This is a genomic window from Pseudomonas sp. MNR3A, from assembly GCF_009650575.1.
Classification (GTDB): Bacteria; Pseudomonadota; Gammaproteobacteria; order Pseudomonadales; family Pseudomonadaceae; genus Aquipseudomonas; species Aquipseudomonas machongensis.
Map to the genome: position 1 here is coordinate 42,013 of NZ_VZZS01000028.1, position 25,844 is coordinate 67,856.

At 63.9% G+C, this 25,844-nt stretch carries 27 protein-coding genes; 14 read left to right on the top strand and 13 right to left on the bottom strand.

The window, feature by feature from the left end; genetic code table 11:
• Window positions 1-61 precede the first annotated feature (61 nt).
• The 4 genes from F6X62_RS18700 (at window position 62) to F6X62_RS18715 (ending at window position 4,627) form a co-directional block, all read left to right on the top strand.
• A complete protein-coding gene (locus F6X62_RS18700) occupies window positions 62-739 on the top strand; it encodes a response regulator (RefSeq protein WP_054892914.1) in 678 nt (225 codons plus the stop codon).
• Window positions 736-2,082: an ATP-binding protein gene (locus F6X62_RS18705; RefSeq protein ID WP_153774379.1), complete on the top strand. Its 1,347-nt coding sequence runs from the start codon at window positions 736-738 to the stop codon at window positions 2,080-2,082. The genes F6X62_RS18700 and F6X62_RS18705 overlap by 4 nt, the downstream gene beginning before the upstream one ends.
• 383 nt (window positions 2,083-2,465) lie before the next feature.
• On the top strand, window positions 2,466-3,791 hold the full coding sequence (locus F6X62_RS18710; RefSeq protein ID WP_054892912.1) for a dicarboxylate/amino acid:cation symporter: 1,326 nt from the start codon (window positions 2,466-2,468) through the stop codon (window positions 3,789-3,791).
• 215 nt (window positions 3,792-4,006) lie between these two features.
• Window positions 4,007-4,627: a calcium-binding protein gene (locus F6X62_RS18715; protein WP_178117569.1), complete on the top strand. Its 621-nt coding sequence runs from the start codon at window positions 4,007-4,009 to the stop codon at window positions 4,625-4,627.
• Between the two features lie 37 nt (window positions 4,628-4,664).
• On the opposite strand, the gene F6X62_RS18720 is transcribed toward F6X62_RS18715, so the two are convergent.
• Both F6X62_RS18720 and F6X62_RS18725 read right to left on the bottom strand, forming a co-directional pair.
• Entirely contained in the window at window positions 4,665-5,159 is a 495-nt protein-coding gene (locus tag F6X62_RS18720) for a SprT family zinc-dependent metalloprotease (RefSeq protein WP_054892911.1), read from the bottom strand.
• Window positions 5,160-5,286: 127 nt separating this feature from the next.
• Window positions 5,287-5,886: a Yip1 family protein gene (locus F6X62_RS18725; RefSeq protein ID WP_054892910.1), complete on the bottom strand. Its 600-nt coding sequence runs from the start codon at window positions 5,884-5,886 to the stop codon at window positions 5,287-5,289.
• Between the two features lie 251 nt (window positions 5,887-6,137).
• Here F6X62_RS18725 and ttcA point away from each other — a divergent pair, with 251 nt between their 5' ends.
• Together ttcA and F6X62_RS18735 are read left to right on the top strand one after the other, a co-directional pair.
• Window positions 6,138-6,962 carry a tRNA 2-thiocytidine(32) synthetase TtcA gene (ttcA, locus tag F6X62_RS18730; RefSeq protein ID WP_054892909.1) on the top strand — a complete coding sequence of 275 codons (825 nt, stop codon included), beginning with the start codon at window positions 6,138-6,140 and terminating at the stop codon, window positions 6,960-6,962.
• A gap of 4 nt (window positions 6,963-6,966) precedes the next feature.
• On the top strand, window positions 6,967-7,638 hold the full coding sequence (locus F6X62_RS18735) for a DNA-3-methyladenine glycosylase I (protein ID WP_054892908.1): 672 nt from the start codon (window positions 6,967-6,969) through the stop codon (window positions 7,636-7,638).
• Between the two features lie 52 nt (window positions 7,639-7,690).
• Here the strand turns inward: F6X62_RS18735 and F6X62_RS18740 are convergent, their stop codons facing one another.
• From F6X62_RS18740 to arsC, 3 genes are read right to left on the bottom strand one after another with little or no spacing between them, the layout of a single operon-like run.
• Complete coding sequence (locus tag F6X62_RS18740; RefSeq protein ID WP_065861389.1) at window positions 7,691-8,104, bottom strand: DUF2069 domain-containing protein; 414 nt, start codon at window positions 8,102-8,104, stop codon at window positions 7,691-7,693.
• Window positions 8,097-8,702, bottom strand: a complete 606-nt coding sequence (wrbA, locus tag F6X62_RS18745) for an NAD(P)H:quinone oxidoreductase (RefSeq protein ID WP_054892907.1) — start codon at window positions 8,700-8,702, stop codon at window positions 8,097-8,099. The genes F6X62_RS18740 and wrbA overlap by 8 nt, the downstream gene beginning before the upstream one ends.
• The gene (arsC, locus tag F6X62_RS18750) at window positions 8,699-9,052 is read right to left on the bottom strand and encodes an arsenate reductase (glutaredoxin) (protein WP_054892906.1); all 354 of its coding nucleotides are present in this window, start codon (window positions 9,050-9,052) and stop codon (window positions 8,699-8,701) included. The genes wrbA and arsC overlap by 4 nt, the downstream gene beginning before the upstream one ends.
• A gap of 87 nt (window positions 9,053-9,139) precedes the next feature.
• On the opposite strand from arsC, the gene F6X62_RS18755 reads away from it, so the two are divergent.
• Window positions 9,140-9,607: a TlpA disulfide reductase family protein gene (locus F6X62_RS18755; protein ID WP_063543573.1), complete on the top strand. Its 468-nt coding sequence runs from the start codon at window positions 9,140-9,142 to the stop codon at window positions 9,605-9,607.
• Between the two features lie 140 nt (window positions 9,608-9,747).
• Here F6X62_RS18755 and F6X62_RS18760 read toward each other — a convergent pair whose 3' ends face one another.
• Genes F6X62_RS18760 through F6X62_RS18775 form a run of 4 tightly spaced genes read right to left on the bottom strand, consistent with a single transcriptional unit; the run spans window position 9,748 to window position 14,389 of the window.
• Window positions 9,748-10,152, bottom strand: coding sequence for an META domain-containing protein (locus F6X62_RS18760; protein ID WP_153774381.1), 405 nt, complete (start codon window positions 10,150-10,152; stop codon window positions 9,748-9,750).
• Window positions 10,149-10,586 (bottom strand): hypothetical protein, encoded by a 438-nt coding sequence (locus tag F6X62_RS18765; RefSeq protein WP_153774382.1) that lies wholly within the window; start codon window positions 10,584-10,586, stop codon window positions 10,149-10,151. Before F6X62_RS18765 ends, F6X62_RS18760 begins: the two co-directional genes overlap by 4 nt.
• 25 nt (window positions 10,587-10,611) lie before the next feature.
• Window positions 10,612-11,601, bottom strand: coding sequence for a 2-hydroxyacid dehydrogenase (locus F6X62_RS18770; protein ID WP_054892902.1), 990 nt, complete (start codon window positions 11,599-11,601; stop codon window positions 10,612-10,614).
• Window positions 11,602-11,632: 31 nt separating this feature from the next.
• Window positions 11,633-14,389: a response regulator gene (locus F6X62_RS18775; RefSeq protein WP_153774383.1), complete on the bottom strand. Its 2,757-nt coding sequence runs from the start codon at window positions 14,387-14,389 to the stop codon at window positions 11,633-11,635.
• 203 nt (window positions 14,390-14,592) lie between these two features.
• On the opposite strand from F6X62_RS18775, the gene F6X62_RS18780 reads away from it, so the two are divergent.
• The 7 genes from F6X62_RS18780 (at window position 14,593) to F6X62_RS18810 (ending at window position 22,949) form a co-directional block, all read left to right on the top strand.
• Window positions 14,593-15,309: a response regulator transcription factor gene (locus F6X62_RS18780; RefSeq protein WP_054892900.1), complete on the top strand. Its 717-nt coding sequence runs from the start codon at window positions 14,593-14,595 to the stop codon at window positions 15,307-15,309.
• Window positions 15,310-15,311: 2 nt separating this feature from the next.
• Window positions 15,312-16,745 carry a sensor histidine kinase gene (locus F6X62_RS18785; RefSeq protein ID WP_153774384.1) on the top strand — a complete coding sequence of 478 codons (1,434 nt, stop codon included), beginning with the start codon at window positions 15,312-15,314 and terminating at the stop codon, window positions 16,743-16,745.
• 95 nt (window positions 16,746-16,840) lie between these two features.
• Window positions 16,841-17,740: a cysteine synthase CysM gene (cysM, locus tag F6X62_RS18790; RefSeq protein WP_054892899.1), complete on the top strand. Its 900-nt coding sequence runs from the start codon at window positions 16,841-16,843 to the stop codon at window positions 17,738-17,740.
• Entirely contained in the window at window positions 17,740-19,104 is a 1,365-nt protein-coding gene (rlmD, locus tag F6X62_RS18795) for a 23S rRNA (uracil(1939)-C(5))-methyltransferase RlmD (RefSeq protein WP_153774385.1), read from the top strand. The genes cysM and rlmD overlap by 1 nt, the downstream gene beginning before the upstream one ends.
• A 96-nt stretch (window positions 19,105-19,200) precedes the next feature.
• Window positions 19,201-21,441, top strand: a complete 2,241-nt coding sequence (relA, locus tag F6X62_RS18800) for a GTP diphosphokinase (RefSeq protein ID WP_054892897.1) — start codon at window positions 19,201-19,203, stop codon at window positions 21,439-21,441.
• A gap of 108 nt (window positions 21,442-21,549) precedes the next feature.
• Complete coding sequence (mazG, locus tag F6X62_RS18805) at window positions 21,550-22,383, top strand: nucleoside triphosphate pyrophosphohydrolase (RefSeq protein ID WP_153774386.1); 834 nt, start codon at window positions 21,550-21,552, stop codon at window positions 22,381-22,383.
• Window positions 22,384-22,409: 26 nt separating this feature from the next.
• On the top strand, window positions 22,410-22,949 hold the full coding sequence (locus F6X62_RS18810; protein ID WP_054892895.1) for a DUF2058 domain-containing protein: 540 nt from the start codon (window positions 22,410-22,412) through the stop codon (window positions 22,947-22,949).
• 44 nt (window positions 22,950-22,993) lie between these two features.
• On the opposite strand, the gene F6X62_RS18815 is transcribed toward F6X62_RS18810, so the two are convergent.
• From F6X62_RS18815 to purM, 4 genes are all read right to left on the bottom strand, one after another.
• The gene (locus tag F6X62_RS18815; protein WP_054892894.1) at window positions 22,994-23,176 is read right to left on the bottom strand and encodes a hypothetical protein; all 183 of its coding nucleotides are present in this window, start codon (window positions 23,174-23,176) and stop codon (window positions 22,994-22,996) included.
• Between the two features lie 194 nt (window positions 23,177-23,370).
• Complete coding sequence (locus tag F6X62_RS18820) at window positions 23,371-24,081, bottom strand: DUF3108 domain-containing protein (protein ID WP_054892893.1); 711 nt, start codon at window positions 24,079-24,081, stop codon at window positions 23,371-23,373.
• A gap of 8 nt (window positions 24,082-24,089) precedes the next feature.
• Window positions 24,090-24,743, bottom strand: a complete 654-nt coding sequence (purN, locus tag F6X62_RS18825; protein ID WP_153774387.1) for a phosphoribosylglycinamide formyltransferase — start codon at window positions 24,741-24,743, stop codon at window positions 24,090-24,092.
• Window positions 24,743-25,801, bottom strand: a complete 1,059-nt coding sequence (gene purM, locus F6X62_RS18830) for a phosphoribosylformylglycinamidine cyclo-ligase (protein WP_153774388.1) — start codon at window positions 25,799-25,801, stop codon at window positions 24,743-24,745. The genes purN and purM overlap by 1 nt, the downstream gene beginning before the upstream one ends.
• Between the last annotated feature and the right edge of the window lie 43 nt (window positions 25,802-25,844).

Here is a 25,844-nt window from a genome sequence, read left to right on the forward strand (position 1 = left end):
TTATGCTGTGCCGGCCCTGATCGCTCGGCGGTCCGGGAGATATAGACAAAGGAGATGCGGCATGAAATTGCTGGTGGTCGAGGACGAGGCGCTGCTGCGCCATCACCTGTATACGCGTCTTGGCGAGACCGGGCATGTGGTGCAGGCGGTGGGCGATGCCGAAGAGGCGCTTTACCAGGCCGAGCAGTACAACCATGACCTCGCCGTGATCGACCTGGGCTTGCCGGGCATGAGCGGGCTGGACCTGATCCGCCAGCTGCGCAGCCAGGACAAGACCTTCCCCATTCTGATTCTCACCGCCCGCGGCAACTGGCAGGATAAGGTCGAAGGCCTGGCCGCCGGTGCCGACGACTATGTGGTCAAGCCTTTCCAGTTCGAAGAGCTGGAGGCGCGCCTGAACGCGTTGCTGCGTCGTTCCAGCGGCTTTACCCAGTCGACCATCGCTGCAGGCCCGCTGGTGCTGGACCTCAATCGCAAACAGGCAACGCTGGACGAGCAGCCCCTGGCGCTCACCGCCTATGAATACCGGATTCTCGAATACCTCATGCGTCATCACCAGCAGGTGGTGGCCAAGGACCGTCTGATGGAGCAGCTCTACCCGGACGACGAGGAGCGCGATCCCAACGTCATCGAAGTATTGGTCGGCCGCCTGCGCCGCAAGCTCGAGGGCGACAACGGCTTCAAACCCATCGACACCGTGCGCGGCCTGGGCTACCTGTTCACCGAGCGCTGCCGATGATCCGCTCGCTGCGCCTGCGCCTGATGCTGGCCGCAGCGCTGCTGGCCCTGCTGTTCATGCTGGCGCTGTTGCCGGCGCTGCAGAAGGCCTTCAGCCTGGCCCTGCAGGAGTCGATCGAGCAGCGCCTGGCCTCGGATGTCACCACCATGATCTCGGCGGCGCGCATCGAGCATGGGCATCTGCAGATGCCCGAGCTGCTGCCCGACGAGCGCTACAACCTGCCCAGCATGGGGTTGCTCGGCTACATCTTCGACCGTGACGGCCGGTTGGTCTGGCGTTCACGCGCCACCGCCGACAAGCACATCAACTATCAACCCCGCTATGACGGGCGCGGCAACGAATTCGCGCGAATCCGCCAGGACGACGGCGACGAGTTCTTCGTCTATGACGTCGAGGTCAAGCTGCTCGGCGGCAAGAGTGCGGCGTTCAGCATCGTCGCGCTGCAACCTGTGCGCGAGTACCAGCACACCCTCGATGGCCTGCGCGAGAAGCTCTACTTGGGCTTTGGTGCGGCCTTGCTGGCATTGATGGTGCTGCTCTGGGCCGGCCTGACCTGGGGGCTGCGGTCGTTGCGTCGCCTGAGTCGAGAGCTGGACGAGGTGGAAAGCGGCGCCCGTGAAGGGCTGAGCCGTGAGCATCCACGCGAGCTGCTGCGTTTGACCGGCTCGTTGAACCGCCTGCTGCACAGCGAGCGCGAGCAACGTCAGCGTTATCGCGACTCGCTGGATGACCTGGCGCACAGCCTCAAGACTCCGCTGGCAGTACTGCAGGGGGTTGGCGAAAGCATGGGCCAGCGCAGCGACGAGCGCGAACAGGCGCGGGTACTGCAAAGCCAGATCGAGCGCATGAGCCAGCAGATCGACTACCAGCTGCAACGTGCCAGCCTGCGCAAGAGTGGCCTGGTGCGGCACAAGGTGCGCCTTGCGCCGGTGCTCGACAGCCTGTGCAACACGCTGGACAAGGTCTATCGCGACAAGCGTGTGACCGTGACCTTGAGCATTCCCGAACAGGCGTGGGTACCGATCGAGGAGGGCGCCCTGCTCGAATTGCTCGGCAACTTGCTGGAGAACGCCTACCGCCTATGCCTGGGGCAGGTGCGGATAAGCCTGGAGCAGTTGCCTGGGCAGCAGGTCTTGTGTGTCGAAGATGACGGCCCCGGTGTGCCGCCCGGCCAGCGCATGCGCATTCTGCAGCGCGGCGAGCGCCTGGACAGGCAGCATCCGGGGCAGGGGATCGGGCTTGCGGTGGTCAAGGACATCATCGACAGCTTCGATGCCCGGCTTACGCTGGATGATTCGCCCCTGGGCGGGGCGGCATTCAGGATCGTGTTCAACCTGGAGTGATCTTGCGGGCGGGGGCCTCATCGCGGGCAAGCCCGCTCCTGGATAGCCGATGAATCCAACCCTTGGGGGCTTGCCCGCGAAGCCCCAAGCATTTGCTCGTATCGGGCGGATTCCCGCCATCGTCCTTGTACGAATCTCGCCACCGGGCGGAAATCCGCCAATCCATCCCTGTCGATTCGCCCTGTCCTTGGGCAGAAATTTCCCGAAAACACGGGCCTTGCACCTGATTCGGGCATTTTGGCATCACCCTTGCTACAGATCTGGCAGAGGCCTGCTCAGGCAGCTCGAACACAACGACAAATCCCTCCAGGTGCAGGAGGGTTCGCGCTTTAGGTGCCTCGCCCTGGGAAGGGTGAAACGGCACACTTGAGGATAATTAAGCCATGACGAAACGTCAGCCGCTGTACAAGTCCCTGTATGTCCAGGTGATCGTTGCAATCACCATCGGCATTCTGCTCGGCCACTACTACCCCGAAACCGGTGTCGCCCTCAAACCCCTGGGTGACGGCTTCGTCAAACTGATCAAGATGGTCATCGCCCCGATCATCTTCTGTACTGTGGTCAGCGGCATCGCCGGCATGCAGAGCATGAAGTCGGTCGGCAAGACCGGCGGCTATGCACTCCTGTACTTCGAGATCGTCTCCACCATCGCCCTGATCATCGGTCTGGTCGTCGTCAACGTGGTTCAGCCTGGCGCTGGCATGCACGTCGACGTCAGCACCCTGAACGCCAGCAGCGTCGCAGCCTACGCCGCCGCCGGTGCACAGCAGACCACCGTCGGCTTCCTGCTCAACGTCATCCCTAACACCGTGGTCGGCGCCTTCGCCAACGGCGACATCCTCCAGGTGCTGATGTTCTCGGTGCTGTTCGGCTTCGCCCTGCACCGCCTGGGCAGCTACGGCAAGCCAGTGCTCGAGCTGATCGACCGCTTCGCCCATGTCATGTTCAACATCATCAACATGATCATGAAGCTGGCGCCGGTCGGTGCCTTCGGTGCCATGGCCTTCACCATCGGCCAGTACGGCGTGGGTTCGCTGGTGCAGCTGGGCTACCTGATGGCCTGCTTCTACATCACCTGCCTGGCGTTCATCCTGATCGTCCTCGGCGGTATCTGCCGCGCCCACGGCTTCAGCGTCCTCAAGCTGATCCGCTACATCCGTGAAGAACTGCTGATCGTACTGGGTACTTCCTCCTCGGAATCGGCCCTGCCACGCATGCTGACCAAGATGGAGCGCCTGGGCGCGAAGAAATCCGTGGTTGGCCTGGTGATTCCGACCGGCTACTCGTTCAACCTGGACGGCACCTCGATCTACCTGACCATGGCTGCGGTGTTCATCGCCCAAGCCACCGACACCACCATGGACATCACTCACCAGATCACCCTGCTGCTGGTGCTGCTGGTTGCGTCCAAGGGTGCTGCTGGCGTTACCGGTTCGGGCTTCATCGTCCTGGCCGCCACCCTGTCCGCCGTTGGCCACCTGCCGGTTGCCGGCCTGGCGCTGATCCTGGGTATCGACCGCTTCATGTCCGAAGCCCGTGCCCTGACCAACCTGATCGGCAACGCCGTTGCCACCGTGGTCGTGGCCAAGTGGGTGAAGGAGCTGGACACCGACAAGCTGCAATCGGAACTGGCTTCCGGCGGTGCACCGCTGGTTGAAACCCGTCCGACCGACGACCTGGGCGTTGCTGAAGGCCCGGCTACTCGCTGATAGCGGTTGTAGTGAGGTGAAAGAGGCGACCTTCGGGTCGCCTTTTTTCATGCTTTCGCTCAACCCTTGAGCGGACACTTGTTACCACGTGTATCTAGATAATTACCTGACGCTGATAGCTGACTATCGATAGATTCGAGTGTGCCGCGAGGGTATTGCAAAAGCACGACCTTGTCGCGATGCATTCATTTCATACGGTTCAGGGAGTTCAGGTAATGCTCAAGCCCAGTGATGGAAAAGCAAGTAACGGGTTGCGGCTCGAAGGTGATGACCACAGTGATCATCTGGTTGGCCTATACAGCGATGATGTGATCAGGGGCCGTGGCGGTCACGATGTACTGGAAGGAGGCAATGGAGATGACATCCTGTTCGGTGGTCCAGGTAGTGACGTGCTGAATGGGGGCGAGGGCGGTGACCTACTGTTCGGAGGTGACGGCGCCGATGTGCTTATCGGCGACAGTGGTAATGACGCCCTGCTCGCAGGTGAGGGGAATGACCTGCTCGAGGGTGGGCCAGGTGCCGATGTGCTGAGCGGTGGTCGAGGTGCCGATCTCTTCGTGTTTTCAAAGTTGGCTGACATGGGCCTCGGCAATCGACGGGATATCATCACCGACTTCAATGGTGCAATGGGGGATCGCATTGATCTGCGTGGATTGGCAGCGTCCTCTGGCCTTGTCGGCTTCACCTTTATTGGTGATGCTCCTTTTACCGAAAAAGGCCAACTGCGTTTCGAGCACGGGCTGCTGTCGGGTAATGTCCGCGGCGGTCTCGCGCCAGATTTCGAAATCGAACTGATTGGTGTTGAACACTTCACGACCGCGTATCTGATCCTCTGACATCCTCGTCTATCGAGGTCACAGGTGGTAGTAGTGTCTATTCGACGCGTGTCTCGCCGCTGTACACCAGGATCTCCCGGCAGCGCCGGCACAGATAGCGTCGCCCCTGGCGCACCAGCTTGTGCCGCTGGGCGCTGAACGCAAAGTCGCTGTCTGCGCAGGGGCAGCGGTAGATATAGCGAGTTGCCACGCGGCGCTGCACCTCATAGTTGTGGCAGCGGTTGGGCGGCAGTTCGTAGACCCCGCGCATGATCAATTGCCACTCCTCGCCATGGGCCTGGATGCGGTCACCGAACAGTTGATGGGCGATCAGGTGGGCGACTTCATGGGCCACGGTCTGGCGCAGGAAGTCATCCTGGTTCTCGCGGTACAGCTGCAGGTTGAAGCGCAGCAGGTTCTCGTGCAGATGAGCGACACCGGCCTTCTGGCCGCGCAGCTTGAAGCTGACTTCCGGGCGCGGGAAGGGGCGTTTGAAGAAGGTTTCGGCTTGCTGGTAACAGGTTTCGACGCGTTGCTTGAGTAGCTCGGGCATGGCGGGATGATTCTCCTGACGCGCCATTATGCCGCAAGCCCTGCACGCTTGCCGAGCCGCCGGTCAGCACGAAGCCAGAGGCCGCCAAAACGGCGGCCTCTGGCCCGACGCCCCAGTGTTGGTGTTTCTAATTGGTGTAGACCGGCCCCACGCCAAGCCCCCAGATGATCACGGTGGCGGCCATGATCGCCACCAGCACCACCAGGCCCACCGCCAGCACGGAGCTGGAGAACAGGAAGCCTTCGTCGGTGGGGATGTTCATGAAGGTCGGCAGCCCGACATACAGTAGGTAGACCGTGTAGCAGATGGCCGCTGTGCCCAGCAGCATGCCCAGCCACAGGTGAGGGTAGAGCGCCGCCAGGCCGCCGAGGAACAGTGGCGTGGCGGTGTAGGTTGCAAAGGCGATGCACTGTGCCATAGAAGGGTTGGCATCATAGGTGCGCGCCATCCAGTGGATGAAGGCCCCCATCACCGCCACCCCGGCAAGCATCGCCAGGTAGGACATGACGCTCATCCACAGCGCGCTTTCCATGGTCAGCATCACCGGTGGTCGATCACCGATCACCCAGCCGACCTGGGTGGTGCCGATAAAGGCGGACACCGCCGGAATCGCTGCCAGGATCAGGGTGTGGGTCAGGTACATGTGGCTGATGCTTTCTTCTTCACCGCGAATCTCCCGCCATTCCTGGTCGGGATGGGTAAACAGCCCCAGAACGTGATGGATCATGCCGGTCACTCCTATCGTCGTCGCCAAACGCCCCCCAAGCGGAGCGCCTGTGGCCGAGGCCAGGCAACCGATCAAGCGGTAATATGGCCTTATGTCGCAGTATAGGAAGCAGAACCCGGCACAAACCCGGCTTTTTAGAGCAAATCGCGCTGTTGGCGGCGCTGTTGATTCTTTATCGGAATGGCCTACGCCTGTGCTCGGTTTGTGCGTAAAATAGCCGGCTTTTGTCACACCTCGCGGATCCAAGCGCTATGGGCACCCTCTCGGTCAACCAGAACAAACTGCAAAAACGCCTGCGTCGTCTCGCCGGCGAAGCCATCACCGACTACAACATGATCGAGGATGGCGACAAGGTCATGGTCTGCCTGTCCGGCGGCAAGGACAGCTACACCATGCTCGATGTTCTGCTGCACCTGCAGAAGGTGGCGCCGATTTCGTTCCAGATCGTCGCGGTGAACATGGACCAGAAGCAGCCAGGCTTCCCCGAGCATGTGCTGCCGGCCTACCTCAAGACCCTCGGCGTCGAGTACCACATCGTCGAGAAGGACACTTACTCGGTGGTCAAGGAACTGATCCCCGAAGGCAAGACCACCTGCTCGCTGTGTTCTCGCCTGCGCCGTGGCACGCTGTACACCTTCGCCGACGAGATCGGTGCGACCAAGATGGCGCTCGGCCACCACCGCGACGACATCGTCGAGACCTTCTTCCTCAACATGTTCTTCAACGGCGCGCTCAAGGGCATGCCGCCCAAGCTGCGCGCCGACGATGGCCGCAACGTGGTGATCCGTCCGCTGGCCTACTGCAGCGAGAAGGATATCCAGGCTTACTCGGATATGAAGGAATTCCCGATCATCCCGTGCAACCTGTGCGGTTCGCAGGAGAACCTGCAGCGCCAGGTGGTCAAGGACATGCTGGTGGAGTGGGAGCGCAAGCACCCGGGCCGTACCGAGAGCATCTTCCGCGCCCTGCAGAACGTCGCGCCTTCGCAACTGGCCGACCGCGACCTGTTCGACTTCACCAGCCTGAAGATCGACGAGAGCGCCACCCCGCGCTTCCTCGACGTACTGAACATCTGACCTCATGCGCGACTATCAGTGGCTGCATGAGTACTGCATCAATCGCTTCGGCTCGGCCAAGGCGCTCGAAGCGTTCCTGCCGCAACCGCGCACGCCGGCGCAGTTGCGCGACATCACTGACGACCGCTACCTGTCGACCCTGGCCCTGCGGGTGTTCCGCGCCGGGCTCAAGCACAGCCTGGTGGACGCCAAGTGGCCGGCGTTCGAGCAGGTGTTCTTCGGTTTCGACCCGGAGAAGGTTGTACTGATGGGCGCCGAGCATCTGGAGCGCCTGATGCAGGACGAGCGCATCATCCGCCACCTGGGCAAGCTCAAGAGCGTGCCGCGCAATGCGCAGATGATCCTCGACGTGACGAAGGAGAAGGGCAGTTTCGGTGCCTTTATCGCCGACTGGCCCGAGACCGATATCGTCGGCTTGTGGAAGTACCTGGCCAAGCATGGCAACCAGCTCGGTGGCCTGTCGGCGCCGCGCTTCCTGCGCATGGTCGGCAAGGATACCTTCATCCCCACCGAGGACATGGCAGCAGCCTTGATCGCGCAGAAGGTGATCGACAAGCAGCCCACCAGCCAGCGCGACCTGGCGCTGGTGCAGCAGGCGTTCAACCAGTGGCATGAAGAGAGTGGCCGGCCGCTGTGCCAGTTGTCGGTGATGCTGGCGCATACCGTCAATCATTGAGTCCTCGCTGAAGCCATCACGGGCTTGCCCCGCGATGGCTTCAACACTGAGCTCAGCTACCTTCCCCGGCCATCCGCCGCTCGAACTGAAACTTCCAGCGCACGTACAGCAACCCGCTGACGAACAACCCCAGGCTCACCAGCACCTCGATCCAGCCAAACAGCGCCCGAGCCGGGTCGAACGCTGCCAGCACGCCCTTGATGAAATAGATGTTCACCACAAAGCAGGTCCAGGCATGCGCCCGGGCGCTGCCACTGAGCATGCCTGGCAGTAACAGCAGTAGCGGAATCAGCTCGATGGCCAGGATCACTTCGACCCGCGCCCCATGCAGGTCGGCGAACCACAGGTTGTTCACCACCAGCAAGGCGATCAGGCCGAAGAAGCAGGCCAGGCTCAGCGCCCGGGTCAGGCGCAGGCGCGGGGCCAGCCAGTCGAGTGCAGGCAGGACCTTGGGCTTTCTAGCCACGCTCGCCACCCAGGGCCTTGGCCGTGTTGGCCAGCCGTTGGCCGAGCGCCCTGCACAGGGCGATCTCGTGTTGGTCCAGCTCGCGCTTGCCATCGGCACCGGCATGATGGCTGGCGCCGTAGGGCGTGCCGCCGCCACGGGTTTCGAGCAGGGCCGATTCGCTATAGGGCAGGCCAGTGACCAGCATGCCGTGGTGCATCAGCGGCAGCAGCATCGACAGCAGGGTGGTTTCCTGGCCGCCATGCAGGCTGGCAGTGGAGGTGAACACCGCCGCAGGCTTGCCGACCAGTTCACCGCCTAGCCACAGGCTGCTGGTGCCGTCGAGGAAGTACTTGAGCGGCGCGGCCATGTTGCCGAAGCGGGTCGGGCTGCCCAAGGCAAGCCCCGCGCAGTGGCGCAGGTCGTCCAGCGTGGCGTAGAGCGCGCCGCTGGCGGGGATGTCCGGCGCCACGGCTTCGCACTCGGTGGAAATCGCCGGCACCGTGCGCAGGCGCGCTTCCAGGCCCGCCATCTCGACACCGCGGGCGATGTGCCGGGCCATCTCGCTGGTGGAGCCGTGTCGGCTGTAGTACAGGACCAGGATGAATGGATCGTTCACGGCAGGATCTCCAGGACTTTCTCGGGGGGCCGACCGATCACGGCCTTGTCGCCGGCGACCAGGATCGGGCGTTCGATCAGTTTCGGATGCTGGACCATGGCGTCGATCAGCTGCGCATCGGTGAGCGCGGGGTTGGCCAGGTCCAGGGCCTTGTATTCGTCTTCGCCGCTGCGCAACAACTGGCGCGCGCCGATGCCGAGCTTGCCAAGCAGCGCCTTGAGCGTGGCGGCGTCGGGCGGGGTTTCGAGGTAGCGCACCACGGTCGGGGCCAGGCCGCGTTCTTCCAGCAGTTCAAGGGCACCGCGGGATTTGGAGCAGCGCGGGTTATGATAGAGGGTCAAATCGGTCATGACGGGTCGCATCCAGCTGGGTGTGGCGGCTATTCTAACCGCAGCGATCGACATTTCATGCCTTAAAACTTCGAGAAGGATTGACCCATGGCAAGGCGTTTGGCAGCTGCACTGGCCATCACCGCGAGCCTTTTGCTCGGCGGCTGCGGTGCGGACTACGGCGTGGACCAGCACGGCAATATGGTGAAGGCCGAGCAGATCGACGGGCACTGGCTGGTGCTCAACTACTGGGCCGAGTGGTGCGGACCTTGCCGCACCGAGATCCCCGAACTGAACACGGCGGCCAAGCAATGGTCTGCCCAGGGCATCAAGGTGGTAGGGGTGAACTTCGACGGGCTGCAGGGCGACGACCTCAAGCAGGCCGTGCAGGCGCTGGGCATCGACTTCACCGTGCTGGCCCAGGACCCGGCCGAGCGTTACGAGCTGCCTCGCAGCGAAGCACTGCCGGTGACCTACATCATCGACGACAAGGGCAAGGTGCGTGAGCAGTTGCTCGGTGAGCAGACGCTCGAAGGGCTGCAGGCCAAGATCAAGGCGCTCAAAGGCGGCGCCTGACCTGTTGTCGGGGCTGCTTCGCAGCCCATTCGCGGCACGAGGCCGCTCCTACAAGAGCTCCGCAACTTCTGAATACTGCGGTGTTACTTGTGGGAGCGGCCTCGTGCCGCGAATGGGCCGCGCAGCGGCCCCGATGCACTTCAGCCTTCCTCAGGCCAGAAGCGCAGCGGCTTGCCTTCGGCCGGCCAGAAGCGGATCTGCTCGATCGCCGACACATCCCAGCGCTGCACCGTTTCCAGGGCCTGGAGGAAGCGCTGCTCCTGCTCCATCAATGCCGGTGCACACAGCTTGCGGGTCTTGCCGACCTTGCCGAAGCTCAATTGGTCGCCGTCCAGGGTATAGCTGGCGAACCAATGGTTGCAGCCCGCATTGCCATAGGCGCGGCCATCATCGGCCAGGGTGAGGGTCAGGTGGCTGTAGTCGATCAGCGGGCGTTCGCCGATCCACTCCAGCACATAGCTCTGCTCCTGCTGCAGTTTGGAAGGCTGCGCCGCGCAGCCGAACAGACCGCCGAGCAGCGCGGCGCAGATCAACAGGTGTTTCACTGGGCGCTTCCCTGGCAGTTGCGGCACAGGTGACGCTCGCCCTGGCTGCTCCAGCCCAGCTCCGCGATGCGTGCATTGGCGGCGGGCTGGCGGGCCTTCTTGCCGAGCTTTGCATCGACGGCGAATTCGAAGTCGAGCACGGCCTCGCAGCTGTCGCACTTGACCTGCCAGGTGAGGATTTCCAGTTCGTTGAACTCCGGGCCGCTGGCCACGGCAACCCACTGGCCGCGCGGGTTGATCAGGTGACGGACGCTCTCGACGGTCAGGCGCATGGACAGGTCCTTGCTGCCTTTGAGCGTCACCAGCAGGACGTCGCCTTTGTGCATCGATCCGCCGTTGCCGGTTACCTGGTAGCGGCCTGGCACCAGCGCGCGGCATTCGATCAGGGTGTGTTGCGGGTTGAAAAGGGTGTAGCGGAAATCGTGCTCGACCATGGGTCCTCCAGAAATGCCGCGTATCCTACCCTGTGACCGTGTTTTGCGCATCGCCTGCTGCCCAGCGGGCGATGTTGTCCAGGGTGGTCGCGGCAATCGCTTCCAGCGCTTCGCGGGTCAGAAACGCCTGGTGCGCGGTGACGATCACGTTGGGGAAGGTCAGCAGCCGGGCCAGCACATCGTCCTGCAGTGGTAGGTCGGAGCGGTCCTCGAAGAACAGTTGCGCCTCTTCTTCATAGACATCCAGGCCCAGGTAGCCGAGCTGGCCGCTCTTGAGCGCGTCGATCAGCGCCGGGGTATCGACCAGCGCACCGCGCCCGGTGTTGATCAGCATGGCACCGGGCTGCAGGCGCGCGAGGCTCTCGGCGTTGATCAGATGACGGGTGTGCTCGGTGAGCGGGCAATGCAGGCTGATGATCCGTGCCTGGCCAAGCAGTTCGGGCAGTTCCAGATAGCGGGCACCGAGGGCCAGCAGCTCGGGGTTGGGGTAGGGGTCGTAGGCTAGCAACTGGCAGCCGAAGCCGGCCATGATGCGGGCGAACGCAGCACCGATCTGCCCGGTGCCGACCACGCCCACGGTCTTGCCGTGCAGGTCGAAGCCGGTCAGGCCATGCAAGGTGAAATCGCCTTCGCGGGTGCGGTTGTAGGCGCGGTGCAGGCGGCGGTTGAGGGCCAGGATCAGCGCTACCGCGTGCTCGGCCACGGCGTGCGGCGAATAAGCTGGGACGCGCACCACCGTCAGCCCAAGGTGTGCAGCAGCCGCCAGGTCGACATGGTTGTAGCCCGCCGAACGCAGGGCGATCAGCCGTGTACCACCGCTGGCCAGGCGTTGCAGGACTTCGGCGCCCAGATCGTCGTTGATGAAGGCGCAGACTACCTCGAAGCCCTGGGCCAGTGGGGCGGTGTCCGGGGTGAGGCGAGCGGACTGGAAATGCAGCTCCAGCGCGCGGCTGGCGGCGGCCTGGGTGAAGCTTTCCTGGTCGTAGTGCTGGCTGCTGAACAACAGGACGCGCATGGTGGGGATTCCTTCGGTGTGTCGTCGACGATCAGGCACGCAGGTGCGCCTGCTCCGCCAGTCGGTGGATGGCGCGCTCCAGGTCATCCAGCGCCTGCAATGCCTGCGGGCTGTCCTGCTTGAGCAGCGTCTCGCTGCGCTGACAGGCGGCCCGCAATTGTGGGACGCCGCAATAGCGCGAAGCGCCGTTGAGGCGGTGAACGCGCTCGATCATCGCCGAACGATCGCCTTGTTCGCGGGCGCTGCGGATGGCCTGGCGATCACCTTCCAACGAGGCCAGCAGCATCGCCAGCATGTCGGCGGCCAGGTCCGCTTTGCCGGCCGCCAGGCGCAAACCTTCTTCGTGGTCGAGCACCTTGAGCTCGTTGCTATCGGGCAAGCGTTCAGTGGCGCGGTCCAGTGAGGGCGTACCGAGGCTCAGGCCGGTCCATTTCATCACCACTTGGGCCAGCTGGCGCTCGCTGATCGGCTTGGTCAGGTAGTCATCCATGCCACTGTGCAGCAGGGCGCGCTTTTCGTTGGCCATGGCGTGGGCTGTCAGGGCGACGATAGGCAGGGGCGGGCCACTCTGGCTGGCTTCCCAGCGACGGATCTGCTCGGTGCAGGCGCAGCCGTCCATGCCGGGCATCTGCACATCCATCAGCACCAGGTCGAAGGGTTCGTCCTGCACGGCCTGGACTGCCGCGAAGCCGCTGTCTACCGCCACGACTGCGGCGCCCATGCCTTCGAGCAGGGTCTGCACCAGCAGCAGGTTGGCCGGGTTATCGTCGACACAGAGGATCCTTGGCACCCGCGAGCCGGCAGTGTGCCGCGGTTCGCTGCTGGGGCGGGTCGGTTGCACCAGTTCCAGCAGCAGGCGGCGCAACTTGCGGGTGCAGGTGGGCTTGGACAGCAATTGGCCATGGGCATTGGGCAGGAACGGGTGATACAGCGCCTGCTCGGTGGTCGGGCACAGCACCACGCACTGGCAGCCCAGGCGTTCGAGTTGTTGGTGATACTGGCCGAGCTGGTCGGGCGAGAGGTTGCCCAGGTTGGCGCCAAGCACGGCGAATTCGAAGGGTTGGCCGGCCTGGCTGGCGGCCTGTACGCCTTGCAGCAACTGCTCGAACGACGAGAACAGGCTGACGCTCAAGCCACAGTCTTCAAGCTGGTGTTCCAGGGCCTGACGGGCCAGTTCGTGGCCGTCGACGATCGCTGCGCGACGGCCCAGCAACGCTTGCAGGGGCATTTCCTCGGCGTCGTCGTGGGCCTTGGGCAGGCTCAGGTTGATCCAGAACTGCGAGCCTTCGCCCGGCGTGCTGTCGACGCCGATCTCGCCACCCATCTGTTCGATCAGGCGCTTGGAGATCACCAGGCCAAGGCCGGTGCCGCCAGGTTGGCGCGACAGCGAGTTGTCGGCCTGGCTGAAGGCCTGGAACAGGGTGCGCACGTCCGCCGGTGACAGGCCGATGCCGGTGTCCTGCACGCTGATGCGCAGTTGCGCGGTGTCTTCGTGCTCGTCTTCGACCATGGCGCGCACGACGATCGTGCCTTCGCGGGTGAACTTGATGGCGTTGCTTACCAGGTTGGTGAGGATCTGCTTGAGCCGCAGCGGATCGCCAACCAGCGACAGAGGCGTGTCGCGGTACACCAGGCTGACCAGCTCCAGCTGCTTGGCGTGGGCCGCCGGGGCGAGGATGGTCAGGGTGTCCTGGATCAGGTCGCGCAGGTTGAAGGGGATGCTGTCGAGCACCAGCTTGCCGGCTTCGATCTTGGAGAAGTCGAGAATCTCGTTGATGATCCCCAGCAGGTTGTCGGCGGACTTTTCGATGGTGCCCAGATAGTCGAGCTGGCGAGGCGTGAGCTCGCTCTTTTGCAGCAGGTGGGTGAAGCCGAGGATGCCATTGAGCGGGGTGCGGATCTCGTGACTCATGTTGGCGAGGAATTCGGATTTGATCCGGCTGGCCTCCAGGGCCTCCTTGCGCGCCATGTCCAGCTCGATGTTCTGGATCTCGATGGTCTCCAGGTTCTGGCGCACGTCCTCGGTGGCCTGGTCGATGCTGTGCTGCAGTTCTTCGTGGGCGTTGTGCAGGGTTTCGGCCATGCGGTTGATCCCGGCCGCCAGCTCGTCCAGCTCGACGCTGCCCATGGGCGGCAGGCGTTCTTCGAGATTGCCCTCCTTGAGCTGGGTGACCGCGTGCTTGATGCGCCCGATCGGGCCGTTGATCGCCCGGCTCATGCGCAATGCCAGCAGCACCGTGAGGCTCAGGCAGGCAAAGATCAGCAGCAGGCTGGTGAACAGGTTGCGATAGCCGCGCAGGAGCGTGCCGTCGTGGGACAGTTCGATTTCGACCCAGCCAAGCAAGCGCTCGGATTCGTTGGGCACGGCTTCGGTGGCCAGGTCGCGGTGATGGCCGAAAACCGGCATCAGGTAGCGCGTGGCGTCGTTGCCGGTGCGTTGCAGCAGTTGCGTACCGGTGCCGCCACTGGGCGGCTGGTTGAGCATGCTGGGGCCGGCATGGGCCAGGCGCGAACGGTCCGGGGCCAGGAAAGCCACGGCACGCACATCGGTCTGCTCCAAAGCCTCGGCGGCGATGCGCTCGAGCTGCGCTGGCGCTTCCTGGGCCAGGGCGGGGGCTGCGAGCGGTGCCAGTTGCTCGGCGATCATCTTGCCGCGTTGCAACAGTTGGGTGCGCAGTTCGTTCTGCTGCAACCAGGTGAAATAAATGCCCAGCACCAGCGCCATCAGCCCGGCGGGCAGTAGGGCCAGCAGCAGGACGCGGCTTCTGATTCCCAAACGATCGAGCACACCTGTCTCCTGTCATGTGCGTGCGGGCCGTCGCGAGTGGACGGGATCCCGCAGAACGTTACTCCGCACGCACCGGTAATGCACTTTGTTTGTGCGGGTTTTTTATGGCGCGCGGCGCTGGCAACGGCATTGGTCGACACTCGGTTGCCAGAACGGCGTCCCTCGCCAATAATCGCGCAACTGAGAATTCATGGCAGATGCCAATGCATACCGTATCCATTCACGACTCAAGCATCCTCGCCATCGAGGACGATCCGGTGCTCGGCGCCTACCTGCACGAGGAGCTGCAGCGCGGCGGTTTCCGCGTGACCTGGTGCCGTAATGGCCTGGAAGGCTTGGAAACTGCTGGCCGCGAGGCCTTCGATGTGGTGTTGCTGGACATCCTGCTGCCAGGGCTCAATGGTCTGGACGCCCTGGCGCAACTGCGCCGGCGCAGCGCCACGCCGGTCATCCTGATGTCGGCGCTGGGGGCCGAGGCGGACCGTATCAGCGGTTTCCAGCGCGGTGCCGACGACTACCTGCCCAAGCCCTTCAGCATGGCCGAGCTGCGCGTGCGCATCGAGGCGATCCTGCGCCGGGTCGCCCTGGAGCGCCGGCATCAAGCGCCGCGTGACGTCTTGCCGGGGCAACTGCATTTCGACGACCAGGCCTGCGACGTGACGCTCGACGGGCAGGCTGCGGGGCTCACGCCCAGCGAATACCGCCTGCTCGACACCCTCAATCGCAGCCAGGAGGAGGTGCTGAGCAAGCCCTTCCTTTACCAGCAGGTCCTGCAACGTGGCTATTCACGCCATGACCGCAGCCTGGACATGCATGTCAGCCAGATCCGTCGCAAGCTCAAGGGTATCGGTTATCACGAGCGCCAGGTGCGCACGGTATGGGGCAAGGGCTACGTGTTCTGTGCCGGCGAGGCAGACTGAGCATGCTCGATCGTCGATCGCTGTTCTGGAAGCTGGCGGTGCTGCTGGTGGGCTTCTGCCTGCTGATGATCGGCCTGAGCTACACCTGGGGCCGGCATATGGAAACCCAGAACGCCTTCTTGTCCGAGCCTGCCCGGCAGCTGTTGCGCGGTTATGCCGCCGAGGCCGAGCAGGCCTGGAACCAGGGCGGCCGGGAAGGCCTCGAGCGCTGGTTGCTGGACATGCGCCAGCGTGAATCGGGCTGGATCGCGGTGCTCGATGGCAGCTTGCGACCGCTCGCCGGGGCTCGCTTGTCCACGGAGGAAATCCAGCGCCTGACCCGCCTGCGCGGCGTCGACTGGCCGATGAGCAGGCGCAGCGTCGATCAGCCCTGGCTGCGCGTGCCGTTCCCCCAGGCTCCCGAGCAGGGCATGCTGGTGATCGAGTTGCCCCAGCGCCTGACCCCCGGCCAGTACCGGTTGTTCTGGCGGATCATCACCAATGGTGTGATGCCGGGGCTGTTCACCCTGCTGCTGTGCGTGGGCCTCTACCGGATGCTGATCGTGCCGCTGAACCAGTTGCGCGAGCAGGCCAATGCCTGGCGTGCCGACCAGCTTTCGGCGCGGCTCGATTCGCGCACGATCGGTCGTGACGACGAGTTGGGCGAGCTGGCGCGTGCCTTCGACCAGATGGCCGAGCGCCTGCAGGGCACGGTAACCCTGCAGCAGCAACTGTTGCGCGACTTGTCCCACGAGATGCGCACGCCACTGAGCCGCCTGCGTGTGGCCTGCGAGGGCGAGACCGACGTCGCGCGTCTGCGCGAACGCCTCGAACGGGAACTCGATTGCATGCAGCAACTGGTCGAGGACACCCTGCAACTGGCCTGGCAGGATGCCGAGCGTGCGCCGATGAACCTTGAGCCCATCCAGCTTCAGGCCCTGTGGGACCTGCTGGTGGAGAATGCCTGCTACGAAAGCGGCTGGGCAGCGCAGCGGTTGCAGTGCACGTTGCCGGCCAGCTGTTGGGTGGAGGGTAATCTCAACCACCTGGCCCAGGCGCTGGAGAACATGCTGCGCAATGCCATCCGCCACTCGCCGCACGACGGGGTGGTGCGCCTGAGTGGTCTGCGCGAGGGCAATCACTGGCAGTTGTTCCTGGAAGATGAAGGCGGCGGGGTGGATGACGACGATCTGGAAAGGATCTTCGCGCCGTTTTCCCGGCTCGACGGCTCGCGCCCCGGGGATGGAGGCTTTGGGCTGGGGCTGAGTATCGCCCGCAGTGCGATCCAGCGTCAGGGCGGCAGGCTGTGGGCCGAGAATGGGCAACGGGGATTGCGGCTGTGCATGCGCCTGCCTTGTGTCGACACCGAGGGCTTGGCGGGTAAGCCTGCTGCTGAAAAGGCTTTCACCGTTCTTGCGAGCGCGAGTTTGCCCGCGCAGGGTTCGTCTCCCATATAACTACCTGCTATATCTCCCAGCAATTGCGTGATATGGCGGCGCGTCCTTTGCCGGTATGATAGGCGCCCCTGCCGTCCTGATTGCGAAACACGCCCATGACCTTGCAGTACCCAACCATCGCCGATTGCGTCGGCAACACCCCTCTGGTCCGCCTGCAGCGTATCGCCGGGCAGACCAGCAATACCCTTCTGCTCAAGCTCGAAGGCAACAACCCGGCCGGCTCGGTCAAGGACCGTCCGGCGTTGTCGATGATCACCCGCGCCGAACTGCGCAACCAGATCAAGCCTGGCGACACCCTCATCGAGGCGACCTCCGGCAACACCGGCATCGCCCTGGCCATGGCGGCGGCGATCAAGGGTTACAAGATGATCCTGATCATGCCCGACAACTCCACGGCCGAGCGCAAGGCGGCGATGACCGCCTATGGCGCCGAGCTGATCCTGGTGACCAAGGAAGAAGGCATGGAAGGGGCGCGCGATCTGGCCGAAAAGCTGCAGGCCGAAGGTCGCGGCCTGGTGCTCGACCAGTTCGCCAACGGCGACAACCCGATTGCCCACTACACCAGCACAGGTCCCGAGATCTGGCAGCAGACCCAGGGCAGCATCACCCACTTCGTCAGTTCCATGGGCACCACCGGCACCATCATGGGCTGCTCGCAGTACCTCAAGGAACAGAACCCGGCGGTGCAGATCGTCGGCCTGCAACCGATGGAAGGCTCGGCCATTCCCGGTATCCGCCGCTGGCCGGAGGAATACCTGCCGAAGATCTTCGACGCCACCCGCGTCGATCGCGTGGTGGACATGTCCCAGCAGGAAGCCGAAGACACCACCCGTCGCCTTGCACGCGAAGAGGGCATTTTCTGCGGTGTGTCCTCCGGCGGTGCGGTCGCGGCCATGCTGCGTCTGTCCCGTGAAGTGGAAAATGCCGTGATGGTCGCGATCATCTGCGACCGCGGCGACCGTTATCTCTCCACCGGCCTGTTCGACGCGACCTGATGTCCAGAAAGAAAAGCAACAGCAGCGGCCTGCGCTTCCAGCCAGCCGGCGGCGACCGCACCCCACAGGTGCCGGTGGGCAAGAAACAACGCCTGGACATCGAACGCCTGGCCGGTGACGGACGCGGCATCGCCTTTGTCGAGGGGCGCACCTGGTTCGTCAGTGGTGCCCTGGCGGGCGAGGCGGTCGAGGCGCGGGTGCTCAATGCCCGCGGCAAGATCGTCGAAGCACGTCTTGAGCGCGTGCTGCAGGCCAGCCCCGAGCGGCGCGAGGCGCCGTGCCGGCATTACGCCCGCTGCGGCGGTTGCAACCTTCAGCACCTGCCCCACGAGGGCCAGCTGGCGCTCAAGCAGCGCCTGCTCGCCGAGCAGTTGCAGCGCGTAGCCGGTGTGCAGCCTGATGAGTGGGCCGCGCCGCTGGCCGGACCGGAATTCGGCTACCGCCGTCGCGCGCGCATCGCCGTGCGTTGGGATGTGAAGGCGCGCGAGCTGCAGGTCGGTTTTCGCGCCGAAGCCAGCCAGGACATCATCGCCATCGACGATTGCCCGGTGCTGGTACAACCCTTGCAAACCATCCTGCGACATTTGCCGACCGTGCTGCGCAGCTTGAGCAGGCCTCAGGCGCTGGGGCATGTGGAATTGTTCAGCGGCACCGCCGAGGCAGTGCTGGTGCGCCATGTAGCGCCGCTGGCCGACGACGACCTGGCGCGCCTGCAGGCGTTCTGCGAGCAGGCGGGTGCGCAACTGTGGCTGCAGGGCGAGGGTGAGCCGGCGCCACATGATGGCGCCGCGACACTTGGGTTTGACCTGGCCCCTTGGGGGCTGGAGCTGGCGTGGCGACCGGGCGACTTCGTGCAGGTCAATGCCCAGGTCAACACCTTGATGATCCAACAGGCGCTGGCGTGGCTTGCGCCGCAACCGGACGAACGGGTACTGGACCTGTTCTGTGGCCTGGGCAATTTTGCCCTGCCGCTGGCTCGCCAGGCCCGTGAAGTGGTGGCGGTGGAAGGTGTGCAGGCGATGGTCGATCGGGCTGCCGCCAACGCCGCGAGCAACAATGTGCATAACGCACGGTTTTTTCAGGCCGATTTATCGCAGTCTTTGGCAGGTGCCGAATGGGCCGCCGAGGGCTTTTCTGCGGTACTCTTGGACCCACCGCGCGACGGTGCCTACGAGGTGGTGCAAAGCATCGCACGCTTGAAGGCCAGGCGGTTGGTCTATGTATCGTGCAACCCCGCCACGCTGGCGCGAGACGCGCAGGTGCTGGTCGGCCAGGGGTACCGGTTAAAAAGGGCCGGGATTCTCGACATGTTTCCTCAGACGGCGCATGTCGAGGCCATGGCGTTATTCGAAGTGGGCCAGTAACGGCTGGCCCCTTGGTGCGGCTTCCACGGACGGGAAGCGGCACGGTTGATTGCCAGTGCACCCGCGAGGTGCGCTGTATGGAAAGGTAAACGAAACATGGTACAGGTGAGAGTGCACCAGCCGGTCAACACCGACGGCAGTATCAATCTCGAAGCATGGCTGGATCATGTGGTGAGCGTCGATTCGGCGCTGGATCGCACGGCGCTCAAGGAGGCCTGCGATTTCGCCCAGGAAGTCGAGAAGAAGGGCAACCCGGCCAAGCATTCCTGGGCCGACGGGACGTCGAGCTTCCAGGCGGGGCTCGAGATCGCTGAAATTCTCGCAGACCTCAAGCTCGACCAGGACTCGCTGGTCGCTGCCGTGATCTATCGCTCGGTCCGCGAAGGCAAGGTCACCCTGGCCGAGGTCGGCCAGCGTTTCGGCCCGGTGGTCTCCAAGCTGATCGACGGCGTGCTGCGCATGGCCGCCATCAGCGCCAGCCTCAGCCCGCGCCAGTCGCTGGTGCTGGGCTCGCAGGCGCAGGTCGAGAACCTGCGCAAGATGCTCGTGGCCATGGTCGACGACGTACGTGTCGCCCTGATCAAGCTGGCCGAGCGGACCTGCGCGATCCGCGCGGTGAAGGCCGCCGATGACGAAAAACGCCTGCGTGTGGCGCGCGAAGTGTTCGACATCTACGCTCCGCTCGCTCACCGCCTGGGCATCGGCCATATCAAGTGGGAGCTGGAAGACCTGTCCTTCCGCTACCTGGAGCCCGACCAGTACAAGCAGATCGCCAAGCTTTTGCACGAGCGGCGGCTGGACCGCGAGCGCTTCATCAGCGATGTGATGAACCAGTTGCAGAACGAGCTGCTGGCCACCGGGGTCAAGGCCGACATCAGCGGCCGGGCGAAACACATCTATTCGATCTGGCGCAAGATGCAGCGCAAGGGCCTGGAATTCAGCCAGATCTACGACGTGCGTGCGGTGCGCGTGCTGGTGCCGGAAATTCGCGACTGCTATACCGCGCTGGGTATCGTCCACACCTTGTGGCGCCACATTCCCAAGGAGTTCGACGACTACGTCGCCAACCCCAAGGAAAACGGCTACCGCTCGCTGCACACCGCGGTGATCGGCCCCGAGGGCAAGGTGCTCGAGGTGCAGATCCGTACCCACGGCATGCACGAGGAGGCCGAGCTGGGTGTCTGCGCGCACTGGAAGTACAAGGGCACCGACGTCAAGTCCAGCTCCAACCACTACGAAGAGAAGATTTCCTGGCTGCGCCAGGTGCTGGAGTGGCACGAGGAACTGGGCGACATCGGCGGCCTGGCCGAACAGCTGCGGGTCGACATCGAGCCGGACCGGGTCTACGTGTTCACCCCTGATGGCCACGCCATCGACCTGCCCAAGGGCGCCACGCCGCTGGACTTCGCCTACCGCGTGCACACCGAGATCGGCCACAACTGCCGTGGCGCCAAGATCAACGGGCGCATCGTACCGCTGAACTACAGCCTGCAGACCGGCGAGCAGGTGGAGATCATCACCAGCAAGCAGGGCAACCCGAGCCGCGACTGGCTGAACTCCAACCTCGGCTACGTCACCACCTCGCGTGCGCGGGCCAAGATCGTCCACTGGTTCAAGCTGCAGGCGCGCGACCAGAACGTTGCTGCCGGCAAGACCCTCATCGAGCGCGAACTCAGCCGCCTGGGCCTGCCGCAGGTGGACTTCGAGCGCCTGGCGGAAAAGGCCAACGTCAAGACCGCCGAGGACATGTTCGCTGCGCTGGGGGCCGGTGATCTGCGCCTGGCGCACATGGTCAACGCCGCCCAGCAGTTGCTCGAGCCGGAGCGTATCGAGCCGGTCGAGCTGGTGCCGCGCCCGGCGCGCGGGACCCGATCGGGCAAGCGCAACGACATCCAGATCCAGGGCGTAGGCAACCTGCTCACGCAGATGGCCGGTTGCTGTCAGCCGCTGCCGGGCGACGCCATCGTCGGCTACATCACCCAGGGCCGCGGCGTGAGCATTCACCGCCAGGACTGCGCCTCGGTGCTGCAGTTGGCGGGCAAGGAGCCGGAGCGCATGATCCAGGTGAGCTGGGGGCCGATTCCGGTGCAGACCTACCCGGTCGACATCGTCATCCGCGCCTACGACCGCCCGGGCTTGCTGCGCGACGTTTCGCAGGTGCTGCTCAACGAGAAGATCAACGTGCTGGCGGTCAATACCCGCTCGAACAAGGAAGACAACACCGCGCTGATGTCGCTGACCATCGAGATTCCAGGCCTGGATGCGCTGGGGCGCTTGCTCGGACGGATCTCGCAGTTGCCGAACATCATCGAGACGCGGCGTAATCGTACGCCTTGAGACTGCGTCGCCCCATCGCGGGCAAGCCCGCTCCTGCAGGTGCAGCGTGATGCCTGTAGGAGCGGGCTTGTCCCGCGATGAGGGCGCCACCTAAGGACCTGCCAGAGCATGACCTACACCCTCAACGACCTGCTCCACCTCATGGCCCGCCTGCGCGATCCGCAATACGGCTGCCCCTGGGATCTCGAGCAGGACTACACCAGCATCGTCAAGCACACCATCGAGGAAGCCTACGAGGTAGCCGACGCCATCGAACAGGGCGATTTCGCGCAGTTGCAGGGCGAACTCGGCGACCTGCTGTTCCAGGTGGTCTACTACAGCCAGCTGGCGCGGGAGGAGGGGCGTTTCGAGTTTGCCGGCGTGGTTGATTCGATCACCCGCAAGCTGATCCGCCGCCATCCGCACGTGTTCCCCACCGGTGACCTCTACGCCGCACCCGACATCCCGCGCTTGAGCGAGGCGCAGGTCAAGTCGCGCTGGGAAGAGATCAAGGCCGAGGAGCGCGCCGAGAAGAGCACCCCCGAACAGCTCTCGCTGCTCGACGATGTTCCCGGCGCCTTGCCGGCGCTGTCGCGTGCGACCAAACTGCAGAAGCGCGCGGCCACCGTCGGTTTCGACTGGCCCGAGGCGTTGCCGGTGCTGGACAAGGTCCGCGAGGAGCTCGACGAGGTATTGCAGGCCATGGCCGATGGCGATGACCAGGCACTGGAAGACGAAGTCGGCGACCTGCTGTTCGCCGCTGTGAACCTGGCCCGTCATCTCAAGCAGGATCCGGAAAACGCCCTGCGCCGCGCCAACCGTAAATTCGAACGACGTTTCCGCTTCATCGAGCAGGCATTGCGCGACACTGGCCGACCGATCGAAGATTGTAACCTTGACGAGTTGGATGCCCTCTGGGGCGAAGCCAAACGTCAGGAAAAGAACCTGCCCAGCTGCGGCTGAGCCGATGCATAAGTGAGTGAACACCGATGAGCCTTTCCCTTCGCGATCAATTGCTCAAGGCCGGTCTGGTCAACCAGAAGCAGGTCTCCCAGACCAACAAGGCCGAGAAGAAACAGAAACGCCTGGAACACAAGGGCCAGGTCGAGGTGGACGACAGCCAGCAGCGCCTGGCCAAGGAAGCCATGGCCGACAAGGCCAAAAAGGACCAGGAACTGAACCGCCAGGTGCAGGAGAAGGCCGAGCAGAAGGCCCGTGCCGCACAGGTCAAGCAATTGATCGAGGCGACCCGCCTGCCCAAGCTGACTACCGAGGACTACTACAACTTCGTCGACGACAAGAAGGTCAAGCGCATCGCCGTCAACGCCCTGATGCGCAGCAAGCTGAGCAACGGTTCGCTGGCGATCGTCGCCCATGGCGGCGGCTACGAAGTGATCCCGCGCGAGGCGGCGGTGAAGATCCAGGAACGCGATCCCAAGCGCATCCTGCTGCTCAACACCCATGTCGAGGAGGCCGATGAAGACGATCCATATGCGGCCTACAAGATCCCTGACGATCTGATGTGGTAAATGACGAAAACCCCGCTCAGGCGGGGTTTTTCGTGGGGGAGATCTTATTGTGTGCCGCGTTGGCTCTCGAGGGTCTCGAGCTCCTGGCGGTACTGGTGGGCTTCATGCTCGTTGTGGAACATGCCGACCAGTTGGCCCTGCTGGTGTACGTCCCAGATCCGCACGCCAGCGGCCAGGCCTTCGTGGGACATTCTCGATTCGTCGCGTTCGGTTACTTGGACAGTCATCGGTAAACTCCACTTCTGTTGGTCTGCGACACTGTGTCGCACACCTTCTTTATAGAGTTTGTTAGCAGGCTAAGTAAATAAAACGACGATGAAACTATGTTCATGAAACGCGCTGCGCTTGCTTCTGCAAGCCAAAACAAAGCCCCGCACTAGGCGGGGCTCCGGCTACAGCAGGTTACAGCGCAGGGAAGAGATCAGTTGCCCTTCACCGTCCTGCCATCGACCGTACCATCCTGCAGCACGATCACGTATTCCTTGCCATCGGTCTCGACCTGGCGCAGCTGCACCAGCAGGTAGTCCCAGTCCTTGGCGAACCACAGCTCGGTGATGCGCTTGCTCTGGCTTGGGTCGCGCACGCGCTCGACCTTGACCGCATCGACCTGGCCGGTCTTGGTGGCAACCTTCTCGGTGCCCAGCACGCGGAAGTCGTAGGTGTCGATCTCGTCACCGTCGACCACCTGGTACGTCATGCTCTTCTTGCCCGCCGCCACGTCATGTTGCAGGGCCAGTTGATAGGACGACTTGTCCAGCACCCCACGGTTGAGCGGCAGGCTGATCGCATCGCCACGGTCGCTACCGGTGACTTTCTTGCTGTTCCAGTCGAAGTCCAGGTCGACCTTCTTCGCCTTGCCCAGGCCACCGCGCTCGAAGTGATACTTCTGCGGCAGCAGGGTGTCGTTGTCCATGCGCACCGTGCTCTGTTCGGTCAGGCTGGCGATCATCATGGAGGCTTTGAAGTTGAGGTCCCAGGTACCGTTGGCGTTCTTGACCAGGCTGCGTTCTGCGGTGCCGCTCATGGGCAGCTGTTTCCAGTCGGCGGTGTAGCTGGCCGAGAAAGGCTTCAGATCAGCTGCCTGGAGGGGCAGGGCGAGCACGGCGAGAGCCAATAGCAGGGCGCGACGCATATATTCTCCTAGGGTCGAATCAAGTGACCGCTGGCCGCCAGCGGCTGGCCATCCAGTAATGCACCTTGTTCGCCCAGGCGCAAGCGTCCTTCGGCGAACCAGCGCACCGCCAGCGGGTAGATCTGGTGTTCCTGTCGGTGGACCCGTTGTGCCAGGCTCTGCGCATCGTCGCCTGGCGCGACCGCTACCACAGCCTGTACGACCAAGGGCCCGCCGTCGAGTTCCTCGGTGACGAAATGAACACTGCAGCCGTGCTCGGCGTCACCGGCATCCAGGGCCCGCTGGTGAGTGTGCAGCCCTTTGTACTTGGGCAGCAGCGACGGGTGGATGTTGAGCAGGCGACCCTGGTAGTGGCGCACGAAGTCGCCACTGAGGATGCGCATGAAGCCGGCCAGCACCACCAGGTCGGGGGCGAAGCCATCGATCAGTTGCACCAGCGCCGCGTCGAATGCTTCGCGCCCGTCGAAACCGCCGTGCTCGAGCACGGCGGTGTCGATCCCGGCGGCTTTGGCCCGTTGCAGGCCAAAAGCGTCGGGGCGGTTGGAAATCACCGCGCGGATCCGCGCGCTACCGTGTTCGGCGTGGATGCTGTCGATCAGGGCTTGCAGGTTGCTGCCGGAGCCCGACAGCAGTACTACGACATTGCAGGTCTTGCTCGGCATCAGTGTGCCTTGAGGTTCTGCAGCTCGACTTGGGCAGCGCCTTCGGCGGCCACGTCGATGCGGCCGATCACCCAAGGCTGCTCACCGGCCTGGCGCAGGACGTTCAGGGCGTTGTCGACCTGATCCTGGGCCACGCAGATGACCATGCCCACGCCGCAGTTCAGTACGCGGTGCATCTCGTGCTCGTCGACGTTGCCTTTCTGTTGCAGGAAGTCGAACACCGCCGGGCGCTGCCAGCTAGCCACGTCGACCACGGCCTGGGCGCCTTTTGGCAGGACGCGCGGGATGTTGTCCAGCAGGCCGCCACCGGTGATGTGGGCCATGGCCTTGACTGCGCCGGTCTTCTTGATCAGCTCCAGCAGTGGCTTGACGTAGATGCGGGTCGGCGCCATCAGCAGGTCGGTCAGCGGCTGGCCGTCGAGCTGGGTGTTGTCGATGTCGGTGCCGGACACTTCGAGGATCTTGCGGATCAGCGAGTAGCCGTTGGAGTGCGGGCCGGAGGAAGGCAGGGCGATCAGGGCGTCGCCGGTGACCACTTTCGAGCCGTCGATGATTTCCGACTTCTCCACCACGCCGACGCAGAAACCGGCCAGGTCGTAGTCTTCGCCTTCGTACATGCCTGGCATCTCGGCGGTCTCACCACCGACCAGCGAGCAACCGGCCAGTTCGCAACCGGCGCCGATGCCGGTGACCACGGTGGCGGCCACGTCGACATTCAGCTTGCCGGTGGCGTAGTAGTCGAGGAAGAACAGAGGCTCGGCGCCGCAGACCACCAGGTCGTTGACGCACATGGCGACCAGGTCCTGGCCGATGCTGTCGTGCTTGTTCAGGTTCAGCGCCAGGCGCAGCTTGGTGCCGACGCCGTCGGTGCCGGAGACCAGCACCGGCTGCTTGTAGCCGGCCGGGATCTCGCAGAGGGCGCCGAAGCCGCCCAGGCCACCCATGACTTCAGGGCGTGCGGTGCGCTTGGCGACGCCCTTGATGCGTTCGACCAGTGCTTCGCCGGCGTCGATGTCTACACCGGCGTCTTTGTAGCTCAGGGAGGGTTGCTTGCTCATTGATCCAGGCCTTTAAGGGGGAGGGATTCAGGAAAACGACCAG

What these genes read in the sequence shown, in the direction of transcription:
- arsC (WP_054892906.1), bottom strand. Translation starts at nt 9,052, where the DNA reads ATGACCGATTTGACCCTCTATCATAACCCGCGCTGCTCCAAATCCCGC.
- F6X62_RS18715 (WP_178117569.1), top strand. Translation starts at nt 4,007, where the DNA reads ATGCTCAAGCCCAGTGATGGAAAAGCAAGTAACGGGTTGCGGCTCGAA.
- mazG (WP_153774386.1), top strand. Translation starts at nt 21,550, where the DNA reads ATGACCTACACCCTCAACGACCTGCTCCACCTCATGGCCCGCCTGCGC.
- F6X62_RS18770 (WP_054892902.1), bottom strand. Translation starts at nt 11,601, where the DNA reads ATGCGCGTCCTGTTGTTCAGCAGCCAGCACTACGACCAGGAAAGCTTC.
- F6X62_RS18755 (WP_063543573.1), top strand. Translation starts at nt 9,140, where the DNA reads ATGGCAAGGCGTTTGGCAGCTGCACTGGCCATCACCGCGAGCCTTTTG.
- relA (WP_054892897.1), top strand. Translation starts at nt 19,201, where the DNA reads ATGGTACAGGTGAGAGTGCACCAGCCGGTCAACACCGACGGCAGTATC.
- F6X62_RS18705 (WP_153774379.1), top strand. Translation starts at nt 736, where the DNA reads ATGATCCGCTCGCTGCGCCTGCGCCTGATGCTGGCCGCAGCGCTGCTG.
- cysM (WP_054892899.1), top strand. Translation starts at nt 16,841, where the DNA reads ATGACCTTGCAGTACCCAACCATCGCCGATTGCGTCGGCAACACCCCT.
- purN (WP_153774387.1), bottom strand. Translation starts at nt 24,743, where the DNA reads ATGCCGAGCAAGACCTGCAATGTCGTAGTACTGCTGTCGGGCTCCGGC.
- F6X62_RS18700 (WP_054892914.1), top strand. Translation starts at nt 62, where the DNA reads ATGAAATTGCTGGTGGTCGAGGACGAGGCGCTGCTGCGCCATCACCTG.
- F6X62_RS18720 (WP_054892911.1), bottom strand. Translation starts at nt 5,159, where the DNA reads ATGCCCGAGCTACTCAAGCAACGCGTCGAAACCTGTTACCAGCAAGCC.
- purM (WP_153774388.1), bottom strand. Translation starts at nt 25,801, where the DNA reads ATGAGCAAGCAACCCTCCCTGAGCTACAAAGACGCCGGTGTAGACATC.
- F6X62_RS18815 (WP_054892894.1), bottom strand. Translation starts at nt 23,176, where the DNA reads ATGACTGTCCAAGTAACCGAACGCGACGAATCGAGAATGTCCCACGAA.
- F6X62_RS18765 (WP_153774382.1), bottom strand. Translation starts at nt 10,586, where the DNA reads ATGGTCGAGCACGATTTCCGCTACACCCTTTTCAACCCGCAACACACC.
- ttcA (WP_054892909.1), top strand. Translation starts at nt 6,138, where the DNA reads ATGGGCACCCTCTCGGTCAACCAGAACAAACTGCAAAAACGCCTGCGT.
- rlmD (WP_153774385.1), top strand. Translation starts at nt 17,740, where the DNA reads ATGTCCAGAAAGAAAAGCAACAGCAGCGGCCTGCGCTTCCAGCCAGCC.
- F6X62_RS18785 (WP_153774384.1), top strand. Translation starts at nt 15,312, where the DNA reads ATGCTCGATCGTCGATCGCTGTTCTGGAAGCTGGCGGTGCTGCTGGTG.
- F6X62_RS18735 (WP_054892908.1), top strand. Translation starts at nt 6,967, where the DNA reads ATGCGCGACTATCAGTGGCTGCATGAGTACTGCATCAATCGCTTCGGC.
- F6X62_RS18725 (WP_054892910.1), bottom strand. Translation starts at nt 5,886, where the DNA reads ATGATCCATCACGTTCTGGGGCTGTTTACCCATCCCGACCAGGAATGG.
- F6X62_RS18820 (WP_054892893.1), bottom strand. Translation starts at nt 24,081, where the DNA reads ATGCGTCGCGCCCTGCTATTGGCTCTCGCCGTGCTCGCCCTGCCCCTC.
- F6X62_RS18810 (WP_054892895.1), top strand. Translation starts at nt 22,410, where the DNA reads ATGAGCCTTTCCCTTCGCGATCAATTGCTCAAGGCCGGTCTGGTCAAC.
- F6X62_RS18710 (WP_054892912.1), top strand. Translation starts at nt 2,466, where the DNA reads ATGACGAAACGTCAGCCGCTGTACAAGTCCCTGTATGTCCAGGTGATC.
- F6X62_RS18780 (WP_054892900.1), top strand. Translation starts at nt 14,593, where the DNA reads ATGCATACCGTATCCATTCACGACTCAAGCATCCTCGCCATCGAGGAC.